General features: G+C 40.9%; 10 protein-coding genes and 1 pseudogene. 2 read left to right on the forward strand and 9 right to left on the reverse strand.

What is annotated here, in order from left to right; genetic code table 11:
* The first annotated feature begins 84 nt into the window (after positions 1–84).
* The gene (locus tag J7I93_RS16265; protein WP_110062821.1) at positions 85–237 is read left to right on the forward strand and encodes a lmo0937 family membrane protein; all 153 of its coding nucleotides are present in this window, start codon (positions 85–87) and stop codon (positions 235–237) included.
* A 202-nt stretch (positions 238–439) separates the two neighbouring features.
* Here J7I93_RS16265 and J7I93_RS16270 read toward each other — a convergent pair whose 3' ends face one another.
* Both J7I93_RS16270 and pssA read right to left on the reverse strand, forming a co-directional pair.
* Positions 440–1744 (reverse strand): sensor histidine kinase, encoded by a 1305-nt coding sequence (locus J7I93_RS16270; protein WP_214726915.1) that lies wholly within the window; start codon positions 1742–1744, stop codon positions 440–442.
* A 574-nt stretch (positions 1745–2318) separates the two neighbouring features.
* Complete coding sequence (gene pssA, locus J7I93_RS16275; protein WP_214726917.1) at positions 2319–3014, reverse strand: CDP-diacylglycerol--serine O-phosphatidyltransferase; 696 nt, start codon at positions 3012–3014, stop codon at positions 2319–2321.
* 190 nt (positions 3015–3204) lie between these two features.
* Here pssA and J7I93_RS16280 point away from each other — a divergent pair, with 190 nt between their 5' ends.
* The gene (locus tag J7I93_RS16280) at positions 3205–3684 is read left to right on the forward strand and encodes a hypothetical protein (RefSeq protein WP_214726918.1); all 480 of its coding nucleotides are present in this window, start codon (positions 3205–3207) and stop codon (positions 3682–3684) included.
* A 115-nt stretch (positions 3685–3799) separates the two neighbouring features.
* On the opposite strand, the gene J7I93_RS16285 is transcribed toward J7I93_RS16280, so the two are convergent.
* From J7I93_RS16285 to J7I93_RS16315, 7 genes and pseudogenes are all read right to left on the reverse strand, one after another.
* Entirely contained in the window at positions 3800–4927 is a 1128-nt protein-coding gene (locus tag J7I93_RS16285) for a CaiB/BaiF CoA transferase family protein (RefSeq protein ID WP_214726962.1), read from the reverse strand.
* 20 nt (positions 4928–4947) lie between these two features.
* Positions 4948–6516 carry a fatty acid--CoA ligase gene (locus J7I93_RS16290; RefSeq protein ID WP_214726919.1) on the reverse strand — a complete coding sequence of 523 codons (1569 nt, stop codon included), beginning with the start codon at positions 6514–6516 and terminating at the stop codon, positions 4948–4950.
* A 21-nt stretch (positions 6517–6537) separates the two neighbouring features.
* Positions 6538–7689: a thiolase family protein gene (locus tag J7I93_RS16295; protein ID WP_214726920.1), complete on the reverse strand. Its 1152-nt coding sequence runs from the start codon at positions 7687–7689 to the stop codon at positions 6538–6540.
* A gap of 11 nt (positions 7690–7700) precedes the next feature.
* Positions 7701–8846: an acyl-CoA dehydrogenase family protein gene (locus J7I93_RS16300; RefSeq protein ID WP_214726921.1), complete on the reverse strand. Its 1146-nt coding sequence runs from the start codon at positions 8844–8846 to the stop codon at positions 7701–7703.
* A 173-nt stretch (positions 8847–9019) separates the two neighbouring features.
* Positions 9020–9792, reverse strand: a pseudogene (locus tag J7I93_RS16305) (3-hydroxyacyl-CoA dehydrogenase).
* Positions 9793–9886: 94 nt separating this feature from the next.
* Positions 9887–10426 carry a competence protein ComK gene (locus J7I93_RS16310; protein WP_214726922.1) on the reverse strand — a complete coding sequence of 180 codons (540 nt, stop codon included), beginning with the start codon at positions 10424–10426 and terminating at the stop codon, positions 9887–9889.
* Between the two features lie 1153 nt (positions 10427–11579).
* Entirely contained in the window at positions 11580–12794 is a 1215-nt protein-coding gene (locus tag J7I93_RS16315; RefSeq protein ID WP_214726924.1) for a nascent polypeptide-associated complex subunit family protein, read from the reverse strand.
* Positions 12795–12888 lie beyond the last annotated feature (94 nt).

The raw sequence follows: 12888 nt of genomic DNA on the forward strand, positions 1-12888 counted from the left end.
TTTCAAAAAGTGATGCGGAAGTTTGTCAGGCTTTTATACAGGGTATGTAAAGCAATATAAACAATAATGAAAGGAGAGATTAGGATGCTTTGGACGATTGCAGGTATTTTGCTTGTATTATGGATCCTCGGATTAATATTTGAAGTAGCAGGTGGCATTATCCATCTTCTGCTAGTGATTGCAGCCATCATTATTGTCGTAAACTTTATTAAAGGCCGGGCATCAGGCAGGGGATAGGAAAGAAGTTCAAACAAAAAAGCCTTCATTGAAGGCTTTTTTCTATGCCCTTTTCCTTTTTACAGCATCATCGGGGAGCACTTGCATTTCCCGGTTCATTGTATTCCATTGATTCCATCCATAAAGCCCTTACTCAAATCGCGGAAGCAAAATTTTGACACCAGAGCAGAAATTTCATTTAATTTTCCTCAAAGAGTGACGCCTAATTCGGTTGGTGCCGGCCGGCAGAGTTTACTTTAGCGAGTGAAGTCTTTACCTGTTCATCAGATAATTTAAACAATGGCAGCTTGATTGTAAAAGTCGTCCCATTATTCTCTTCGCTATCAATATTATACTCGCCCTTCATGCGTTTAATAATGTCAAAAGAGATCATCAGGCCAAGCCCGGTACCTTTTGTTTTCGTTGAATAGTATGGCTGGCCCACCATTGACAATTGCTTTTGTGAAAGGCCAATTCCCTCATCGATTATTTGAATATATGCAGTGCTTCCTTTTTCAAATGCGGAAACCTCCAAAATTCCTCCATCAGGCATTGCTTCAATACTATTTTTTATAAGATTAATAAAAAGCTGCTTGAGTTCATTCCTATTGCCATTAATAAAAATACCTTCAGAAATTTTAGTTTTAATTTCGACCTTAGCCATTAAAGCATACGACCTCATAAAATCCGCCACTTCAAATAGTGTAGCCGAAAGAAGGACCTTTCCGGAAACTGAGCTATCCGGACGAGCCAGTGAAAGAAAATCATTGATAATGTGGTTTGTCCGGTCAAGCTCTTCCAATGACACTGAGATGAAGGTACTCTGATCCGAAGTGAGATTCTGGTCATCCTTTAGCATTTGCAGAAATCCTCTTACCGTGGTCATTGGATTTCTGATTTCGTGGGCAACAGATGCTGCCAGCTGGCTAATGGCATTTAATTTATCTGCACTCTTTAGTTTTTCCATCATGGCAGCTTGCAATCGATTGATTTCAATTAAATAAATAATCATGGAAATCGTGACAATTGAAACGATTGAGAACAAGACAAGGTATAGAGCTTCCCCGTAAAGCCCCTCTTGGATAAAAATTAGATAACGGGTAATGGTAATTGGTACATAAAATACCGCTGCTAAACTAAGCTTTTGCCTGAAAGAGCATTTCTGATAATATTTCGACGCAAAATAAAAGAGAACAGCGATAATGGAATAATTCAAAATCATGAAGAGGAGGGATCCTGCTGAAAAAATGGCTTTAAAACCGATTAATACACTGATCGTAATAATCCCCGCAACAGGATGGATATAGAAATAAGCCACAAATACGGGTATAAATTTTAAATCGAAAGACTGATCCCCAGCAATTGTGACAGGAAAAGCCATAGTCAAGAAAAGGGAGAAAATAAGCGCAACTATAAGAAATGACCGTGACTTCATACCTGCTCTTTGATGAGAAAGCAGGTTATTGGTAAAAGGTATTATCATCATGATCAAAAAATGCAAGATCAAGTCAGCTGCAAAATCATTCAAAAGAACCATGCCTCCATACCTGTTTATCTATTAACTAATTAAACAAAAAGGAGAGAGACTCCTTTATAAATCGACAATCTTTTGATAAAAATTTACTTTTTAACGACTATAGATTACATAATATATAATTATAAAAAACTTACCTCCTAAAACGTTCCTTCCTTTTTCCAGCGCCTTCGACAAACTTCCCTATTAAACAAGTACGAATACCGCTTTTTAAATTGAGTATCAAGGCCTGTTTCAACCTCATTCAACAGCATGTTGCAGCCTTATTAAGTATTTTGATGCAGGATCATAAATCTATAATTCTATATGAAATTCAATTTATTTTTTCAGGGTTAGGGATATTAGCTTATTTTCTGGTTATCTGTCTAAATATGACAATTTATTCTATTGATAAATCTTATAATGGGCTTGTTTAAGAGAAAGGCTTTTTTCGTATAGATTGTTGTTTTTGGACTATAAAGCTTGCCCGTTGATTTCCACTCCAATCAACTCAGTAATTAAAACTAGTTTGTAAGCAATAAAATTTTCGATAACTGCCAGTAAAAAGCAGACCCTATAAAAGAGTCTGCTAATCGATTTCTTTTTTATTTTTCCCTTTAATAAACCTATAGGCCAAATACGCAATATATAGCGGAATCGCTATGTAGATCAGGTTGGGAAATGGCCCGTAAGATCCCTTATAGATGACATACAACACGCTTCCCAAAAAGATTGTGACGATTGTCCCGTACTTTGGAAGTGGAACTTCCTTAAAGCTGGGAATTCGTATTCGGCTAACCATTAAAAAGCATAATGCCGTAAACACAACCGTTGTAATGATATTTGGAATCCTGTCACCAAAAAGTGTCAGAATCGCCATAATCCCCCCGGCTGCCGTGATGGGCACACCGATAAAATAGTTCAGGGAGGATTTCGGAGGGCTTATGTTAAATCTGGCTAAACGATAGGCTCCGAATAATGGAAAAAGACCTGAAACAATTAATCCAAGTATTCCAAATTGAAAAAAGTATGTATAGAATACCAAAAATGATGGCGCCACTCCGAACGTAACGATGTCTGCCAGTGAATCTAGCTCTTTTCCAAGCGTACTATCCGCTTTCAGCATTCTGGCAAGCCTGCCGTCCATGCTATCAAGCATCATGCCAATTAAGATGAGAATAGCTGCATTTTTGAATTGTCCATTGGCAGCAAAACCGATTGATAGAAAACCGCAATATAAGTTACCCAACGTAACGATGTTTGGGATTGTTTTAATAAAACGCACGCGTGACCATCACACTCCAAATTTAATAAAAGTTTATTTTAGTATGTATTCCCCTCCATTATATCATTTAATCTATATGCACAGTTGCCTTCTTTCAAATGGCACCAAATATACATGATATAGTTACTTGTCCTGTACAACAATCGTTTAGCTCTCATTGTATATTGTATAGACAGGGAGGTGAAAACCGATGCTTACTAATCGTTCAGGCTGCAAAGAAAATAACGGCTTTACACAATCCGCAAAGATTTATACAACAAATGATTTCCTTGCCCAATTTATTGACCAAAATACCGCCATTCCAGCAGTGATCAACTTAAACAGCGCAAAAGGCAAATCCAATTTTGATTTTGATCCATCGAGCAATACGATTACTGTAAAAAAAGATGCCCAATATTTCCTGCAGTTCAGTGTTCAAGTATTCAGCGCTGCCCCTCCATCAAACCAGCCGTTAAGATTTGAACTGCAAATAAACGGCGGAACAATCATCAACTCCCAGACCACTTTTAATAACAACACATTTGATACAGCCTATGTTACATCCACCTTACTTGTAAAAGAATTAGAAAAAGGCGATAAGATTCGCCTGGTACTTGCAGCCCCTTCACCGATTCCATCCGGGGCAGTGATCCGGATGGATTTTGCGAGTATTACTATTTTCGAAGCTTAACCCATGAAAAGGCCCTTAATTAATAAATTAAGGGTCCACTTATTTTATATATCTATTTCCGCCTGGATCAGCAGCTTTTGTATCTTAGCGATCCGTCCTTAAATCTTTCTTCCTTTTAAAGTACCTTCTCTTTTCTCATCATCTTGATTTTCTCAGCTGTTATTCCTGCAATCTCTGTTAAAAGTTTTTCAGTGTGCTCGCCTTTTTTGGGAGGAAAAGACGCTTCTGTCCTTAGATCGCCATGCATTTTAATAGCAGGATAACTAAGTTTTTTTTCAAAAGTTCTTTTGAAAAGAGGAAAGCCTTTCAGTTCCTCCGTTTCCAATATAGGAGTCAGGCAGCAATCAACTGTTTGCCCAAATTCAGACCATTCACTCATTGTCCTGCTTTTGAATAGTTCCGTTACTTCCATAAAAATAGGATTATCACTATTAGTCTTGGAAAACTGGGCCTCAATCCAATCTTCCCTTCCTGCTGCCTTGCAGAAGTTCACCCAAAACTTAGACTCCAGAGCAGCAAGAGCCATGAAACGTTTATCACCTGTTTCATAGATTGAATAAGCAATGATGTCCCCGTTTAAGATAGAAACGCCATTGGAATAACCTGTCTCATTCTCTATCAGCAGATGGTTACCCATGATTGAAGCCATAACCTCTGCTATGGAAATACAATGATAACTGCCCTTGCCGGAATGCTTACAGGAAAGCAAAGCAGCCAGTATTCTTTCGCTCGCTGCCATGCCTCCCATATAGTCTGCCATTGTAATGGCAGGATGGACTGGCCTTCTGTTTCGATCCTTTAGCTGGGCAAGAACTCCGCTTACCGCCATATAGTTCAAATCATGGCTTCCCAGATTGCGGTTTCCACCAATCTCACCGTAGCCTGTAAGGGAGCAATAGACAAGCTCTGGCTTCAGCTTTTTAGCAGATTCATAGTCAAGCCCAAACTTTTTCATCACTCCGGGGCGGAAACTTTCTAAGACAGCATCACTTTCTGCAATCAACTTCAGGGCAGCATCCCGCCCATCTTCCCTTTTTAAATCCAGCGTTATACTTTTTTTACCGCGGTTATTCGCCACAAATACAGCACCAGTTCCCTCAATTTTAACATCCAGATGCCTGCCCGGATCTCCATTAACCGGTTCTACTTTAATAACTTCAGCTCCCATTTCCGCAAGCCTCATTGAGGCATACGGACCTGGAAGATAATTTGAAAAGTCAATTATTCTTATGCCTTTTAACATCATGTAATCCTTTCTGCGTCTTATATTTTTCCATCCGCAAATAAATCTTCGAGCTGTTTGCGAAGCATGAATTTTTGGATTTTGCCGCTTGCATTTCTTGGCAGCACATCACAAAATACATACTTTTTTGGCCGTTTATAATTCGCGAGCTCGGTGCTGTTTTTACATAGTTCGTCCAGCTCTTGTTCTGTCAGGCAAGGATCTTTTTTTACAACAAATGCCGTAACCGTTTCTCCCCATCGGTCGTCAGGCTGGCCGATTACTGCAACATCAAGAACTCCGTCATGTGTATATAAAACATCCTCTACTTCACGCGGATAGATATTTTCTCCTCCGCTTATAATCATGTCATCGACACGGTCTTTTACAAATAGATACCCCTCTTCATCCAGGTATCCAATATCGCCCGAATGGTACCAGCCGCCATGCATTGCATTTTGGGTAGCTTGTTCCCGATTAAAATAGCCACTCATCATACATGGGCCTTTCACGATTATTTCGCCTGTCTCGCAAGCTGGAACGGTATCTTCCGGATCCGATGGTCCGTTTTCGTTTGGCCTGACAATTCGTATTTCATGATTTAGGCATGCCTGCCCTGCGGAGCCGGCTTTTCTGATCTGGTCGTGTTCAGACAGGAACGTGATAGCAGGGCCCATTTCCGTCATTCCATATGCCTGAACAAGGGAAATGCCTAATTTATCGCGGCAAGCATATACGAGTGCAGGAGCCATTGGGGCCGCTCCATAAAGCCCCAGCTTTAAGCTTTCAAGATTATATTCGGTGATTTTTTCCTGAAGAAGCATATTCCACATTGTAGGTGCTGCGAAAAATTTTGTGATTTTTTCTTCGCTAATTAACCTTAATACTTCTTTCGGTTCAAAATGATGGAGGATTATATTTCTGGCACCCGCATGCACTCGAGGCAAAAAGGCACAATGAAGCTCTGCACAATGAAACATAGGTGCGGTTACGAGGCCATTATCACTGCTTTCGAGCTTTGTCGCCCCGATGACGATAAGGCTTTGTTCAACCATATCACGGTGGCGATGAACCACACCTTTTGGCCTTCCGGTTGTACCGCTGGTGTACATAATGGCATACAAGTCATGCTCTTCTATTTCCGCCTCTATTTCGGTGTGTGGTGCGGAATCTACTTTTTCACGATAAGATGCTGCATATTCTGGCAGGTTTTCATCGATATACCAGAAGGATGTATGGGGGAATCGCTGAGCAATGGGAGTTATGCCGGATTCCAGCATTTGCTCAAATAACACTACTTTTGGTTCTGCATCCTGAAGAATATAAGCTACTTCCTCGGACATCAGCCTGAAGTTGATCGGATTGAACACCGCACCAATTTTCGCACAGGCAAAGAACGCCGTTGCCAGTTCTTCAGTGTTAAATAAATAGGTTGAAACCCTGTCGCCTTTCCTTACACCGGCATTTAATAGGGCATTCGCGAGCTTATTTATCTCCAGGCTCCATTCTTTATAAGTAAAACGCAGATTTTTTCTGACATCAAACAAAGCCTCTTTGTTCGGAAACTTCCCGGCAGTTAAGTCAAAAATCCTCCCGATTGTAGTCGTCAATTTCATTCCTCCCCTTTAATGTTAATTTAATCGTTCAAGAATTGTGGCATTTGCCATTCCATGGCCTTCGCACATTGTTTGCAGGCCGTAACGTCTTCCGGTCCTCTCCAGCTCATGCATCATGGTAACCATTAAGCGGGCACCACTTCCTCCTAGCGGATGGCCAAGGGCAATCGCGCCGCCATTTGGATTGAGCTTGGCCGGATCGGCCCCTGTTTCCTGCAGCCATGCAAGGGGAACCGGGGCAAAAGCTTCGTTCACTTCAAAAATATCAATCTCATTAATGGATAATCCAGCTTTTTTTAAGACCTTTTCTGTCGCCGGAATCGGTCCTGTCAGCATTAAGGTAGGATCAGAACCTACTACTGAGCGAGCTAGTATCCTAAACCTCGGTTTAAGCCCCATTACCTCGGCCTTTTCACGGGACATAATCAAAATGGCAGCTGCTCCATCACTTATTTGGCTTGAGTTGCCTGCGTGAATAACTCCATCTTTCTTGAAAACAGTTTTTAAGCAGCTCAGGGCATCTACAGATGTTTCTTTCCGGGGTCCGGAATCTTCGGTTACCATAACGGTTTGTCCGTCTGGCAGAGTCACTTTCACTGGTGCGATCTCCCTGGCAAAATAGCCTTTGGCTTTGGCATTCAGTGCTTTTTGATGGCTTTCATATGAATAATGATCCAATTGCTCTCTTGTAAATCCATACTTTTCTGCAATTCGTTCTGCCGACAATCCCTGGTGAATAATTTCATGCCTGCTTGTCAGCTTTTCGCTGAATCCTACACCTTGATAGCTGGAGCCTATAGGCACACGGGTCATGCTTTCAACCCCTCCTGCAATGACAGCATCCATATCTCCTGCTAAAATAGCCTGTGCAGCAAAATGGACAGCCTGCTGGCTTGATCCACACTGGCGGTCAATAGTTGTTCCAGGAACCTCAATAGGAAAACCGGCAATCAATGAGGCTACCCTCGCAATATCCCCCGTTTGCTCCCCGATTTGCGATACGCATCCAAGGATGACATCATCAATGATGGCCGGGTCAATGCCTGCGCGATTTACCAGCGCTTTTAAAGCCTCTGCAGCCAGATCATCTGCCCGGATATCTTTTAAAAGTCTATTTTTTCTGCCGACAGGGGTGCGCACTCCTTCTACAATGACAGCTTCACGCATATTTACTCCTCCTATAACCCCATATTTTTAGCAATAATACTTTTCATAATTTCATTTGTACCCGCATATATGCTGGCGACAGGAATATCCCTGAACCTTCTGGCAATCTCGTATTCCTCCATATAGCCATAGCCTCCATGAAGCTGTATGCATTCAGCAGCAATTTTCCGGGCATTTTCTGTCAATTTCCATTTCGCCATGGATACTTTTGTAACCACATCCTTGCCTTCCATGTGCTCGGCAATTAAATTGTCAAGAAAAGCCCTCCCCATTTCAATATCCGTAGCCATTTCAGCTATTTTGAATTGAGTGTTTTGGAATTGGCTGATTTGTTTTCCAAAAGCATGGCGGTTCTTGACATAGTCAAGTGTCAACTTCAGCATTTCTTCTGCAGCCACTTGTGCAGCGATTGCAACTACAAGCCGTTCCTGCTGCAGTTTTTCCATTAAATATAAAAAGCCTTTTCCTTCTTCCCCAATTAAGTTATCTTTTGGAACCTTACAGTCCTCAAAAATCAGCTCAGCCGTGTCCTGACAATGAAGCCCTACTTTTTTTAGCTTCCTTCCCCGGCTAAATCCGGGAGTATCTCTCTCTATAGCAAGCAAACTTACGCCTTTATGCCTTGGCTCCGCATTCGGATTTGTTTTGCAGGCTACGATGATCAAGTCTGAATGGATTCCATTTGTTATGAAGGTCTTTTCACCATTCACTAAATAATGGTCCCCTTCAAGCTTTGCTGTCGTTTTAATCCCTGCCAAATCCGAACCAGCCCCAGGTTCAGTCATGGCAATCGCTGTGATGGTCTCCCCAATTGTGCATTTTGGCAGCCATCTTTTTTTCTGTTCCTCTGTTCCGTATGCCGTTATATATGGAACTACAATATCGTTGTGCAGCCCGATTCCGACAAGACCTGAACCAACCCGTTCCAGCTCTTCATTAATGACAACTGCAAAACCCCAATCCACTCCGCTGCCGCCATACTTCTCATCAACATCCGGACATAAAAAGCCCTGCTTACCCATTTTGCGCCAAAACTCCCGAGGAATAATTCCGTCCTTTTCCCATTGCTCATAATTCGGATAGGCTTCCTTCTCTAGAAATTTGCGTAAAGACTCTCGAAAAATTTCATGCTCTTCCTGTATGTATGGTGCAGTCATGGTTTCCCTCCGAATCTATAAATTTTCTTGCCATAATACATATTAAGGTATCTCCGCCTTTGCAAAGGCTTTCATATCTATTGTACAATAATTGTCATTATTTTTAGAACATTTAGAATTATAAATTCAAAAAAACTAACCTTTTTGCTATAAAGGTTAGTTTTCTTTGTTCTCTATTTTGGCTGCATGCGAATGGCACCGTCCAGACGGATCGTTTCTCCATTCAGCATCGGATTTTCTACAATACTTTGAGCCAGCTTTGCATATTCTTCCGGATACCCCAGCCTTGATGGAAATGGCACCATTTTCCCCAAAGAATCTCTCGCCTCTTCCGGGAGTGATTCAAACATAGGGGTATGGAATAACCCGGGTGCAATGGTCATTACGCGAATCCCATAGGAGGCAAGCTCTCTTGCAATCGGCAAGGTCATGCTGACCACACCGCCCTTTGAAGCACTGTAGGCGGCCTGCCCTATTTGCCCTTCAAAGGCTGCGACAGAAGCCGTGTTAATAATGACCCCTCTTTCTCCGTCTTCATTTGGTGCATTCTTTGTCATCTGGTCCGATGCTAATCTGATCACATTGAAAGTCCCTATCAGATTAATAGAGATAACTTTGGAGAATGTTTCAAGCTCATGAATCCCCTTGCGGCCCAATAATTTAGCAGCAATCCCTATTCCTGCACAATTGACAACCGCATTAATATACCCAAATTGATCTGCTGCATATGCAACTGCTCTACGAATGTCGTCTTCCTTGGTTACATCCGCTTTTATATAGAGGATATTTTCACCATATTCCTCCATAAGCTTATTCCCGCGCTCTTCCGCCAGATCAACGATAAGTACTTTGCCGCCGCTTCCCGCTAGTTTCCTGGCAGTCGCCTCGCCTCGCCTAGCCCTGATGCACCGCCGGTGATTATTGCCCTGGAATCCTGAAGTTTCATAATGAGCCTCCCTTTAAAAGCATTCTCAAGAGTTCTTTCCATTTGCATGCTGATTTTTCCTGCTAATTTAAATGTCTTGTTTTAATTCTTTATTTCAGTAATTGTTATATTCATCCCTTATAAGTTGCATGCCATTTTTAGGATCAAGAATGAAGGTTCTTGTCCTATCCGTTATTTTTTTCATTTTGTATTGAAGCTGTTCAGCGGTATCAATTCTCGATTGAAGCTGTTTTAAGCTAATCCCCAAAACAATGCTGCTGCCATTACTCAAGATTACCCTTGTATGGTTTTTAGAATAAGAGAATATATCTGAAATATGATGCAGAGCAATCCAAACACAGTCTGCTTCATTTGGAGATTTATGAGGTAGCCAGTACATATCAGGATTCCCATTAATCCGTACAGGGGGTTTATTAATGCTTCCGAGAATGGTTTTTGTCCCCCTCATCGCTCCCTTTAAATCAGAACAATAATGCAATAGACTTTCATTCATTAATACGTAAGGTGATTTGTCCACACCAAAGGTTTGGTCGCCTTCCATTACTTTTGAGTATTCTCCACTCGAAGTGAATTCCGGTAAGATGGCCATTGTATCCCGTCTTATTACAAACTCTTCCCTAATACTCCCAATCATTTTTACTTCTCCCTTTTTTAAATTTTTGTGACGTATTTCACATTTTTATAAAAAGCAGTATACTTACATGGAAAGGTATACTCCTTTCACCGCTCTCTCTTGTGTGAGTCCGCCAGGCTTAGGCAAGAGAGATTTTCTTTATACCCACACCTCCTTTTTAAGAAAGCGCTTTAGTTTCCGTTTAAGAGGAAATTATTTTGTCCATAAACTATATGAATTTTTCATGATGAGGCAAATTCTAAGGAGAGCAGGTATGAGGAGACTAACTAAGAAGTATCCTGCTATAACCACATTAAATTACGACAAATTTCGCAGCTTTCGGGACTATTATACCTATAATTTCTATTAAATGTAAAAATATTTTTCTATAGTTTTATGCTATTTTTGGAAAGGAGAAATAGGCTTACCACCCGATTGATTTGTTTCATTGACACCTCTACTGGTATATGTATATAATAATTGGTGCTTCTTAGTTAAATGTAGATAGAATTGTCAGTATTCTATTGATTTCTTAGGTAAATGTTTATTTTTTAAATGAGTTAAGTGCCCTATGAAAACTTTCGAAAAATGTTCACATTTTAAGATGCCTCAGATGCGGAAAACATGGACGATATTCTTTTAACTCCCTTTAGCTACCATATCATGGGAAATCTCTGAGATATCGTCGTTATTCCATTCGATTAATTACCATCCTACCTGCATCCTTGAAATTTTTGTCGTTATTCCTCACGATTAACTACCATATCACGGGAATCCCTGAGATATCGCCGTTATTCCATTCGATTAACTACCATCCTACCTGCATCCTTGTGATTTTCGTCGTTATTCCTCACGATTAACTACCATATCACGGGAATCTCTGAGATATCATCGTTATTCCATTCGAATTAACTACCATCCTACCTGCATCCTTGTGATTTTTGTCGTTATTCCTCCCGATTAACTACCATATCACGTGAAATCCTTGAGATATCGTCGTTATTTCATTCCATTAACTACCATCTTACCTGCATCCCTGGGATTTTCGTCATTATTCCTCCCGATTAACTCCCATACTTTAAGCATCAAGGAATTATTGTCGTTATTCCTTTAAATTAACAACTAAATTTGACAAACCAGAAAAGGGTGCCATCAATATTCAGCCCCCTTTTTCCTATTGGTTCGATTTCATTTCAAGATAATCCACCAGCTCATGATAGTCAGCTGCCAAAAATATAGCCATGTTTTGATCGAAAATCATAAATATGGGGCTTGGCATGTCAAAGCTACCCTTCATTTTCGTCGGCTTACGGATGTTAACTTTACCGACGCCAGGTAATTCTTTCAGGTTCAACTTTCTCATTTCTTCTTCATTTCCAACCGCCAATATAGCGTATTTCTCGGGCTCTTCAGCTCTCCACTGAGCTTCATGAAATAGCGGATCTGCCTCCTTGGAAATCCTAAAAGATGTCATCCTGGTTTGCATAGGATCCTTTTGGTCAAAAAAGGTTACAGAAGCGTGGACTTCCTGGCCTACTTTCGGAATGGAGAAAGTGTGAACAGCATATGGATCCCAATAAAAAGTACCGTCCCCTACTGTTACCAAACTTTTTTTATAGTCAATGGCGGTTATCGTACCGCTAAGGCCTCTATGCTCGCCAAAGTTATCTGGCAATAGGTAATCAATTACTTCTCCCCAGCTCTGGGATTGATACTCCAAGTCTCGATTATTAAACAAATAGAAGGCAGGAGTTGCCTGAATGTTTAACTCCGGAAATTGTTCCTGTATTCCATACAAATCCGTTGATCCTCTCATTTTTGAAATTTGCCTGCATGCGGGTTCAGGCATTTTCAATATACCCATCATTGGTTCGGGAACAACAGCCAGCAGCGAATAGCTTCCATCCTTGTCAGACAGGAGTTTTTCATAGTTAAAACTCTGGGAAACTCCAATTAGAAATATATACTCCTCTTCCCATTTAACTCTTACAATCATTACATGCTTTCCAGGGCGCTCCGGCAAAGGAATAGGCTCAAACTTTACGGTTTTAAATTGAACTTCCTCCTTACCGTTCCTATACCCTAGTTCTACACTTACTGGCTTTTGTTTAGTAATCATTTCAAGGCCTGCTTCAGGATTTACCTGAAAGGGAGCCATATCCTGAATTAAGTCATACGGATCCCTATCACCTGCTACTACTGTATTTCCTTTTTCCTCCCACCGGTAGTTTCCGATGTTATAAGGGACTTCTTCCCCCATATTATGGAATACCATCATAGGCGGCTCTGGCTTAACCGATTCTCTTTTCACTTTAACCTGGTCCATCACAAAGAGAATAATAAAAAGAATGCCAATTCCAATAAGAGTATTTTTCCAGTTCCTTTTCATTGCATATCTCCTCAGTCATCTAATAGTTTACTTCCTCAAAGGGAAAGCGGCTTGTTTTTTCAGTACATTATTAATAATTTCTTTCTTCAGCGGG

Source organism: Bacillus sp. ISL-47 (assembly GCF_018613175.1).
Lineage (GTDB): Bacteria > Bacillota > Bacilli > Bacillales > Cytobacillaceae > Cytobacillus.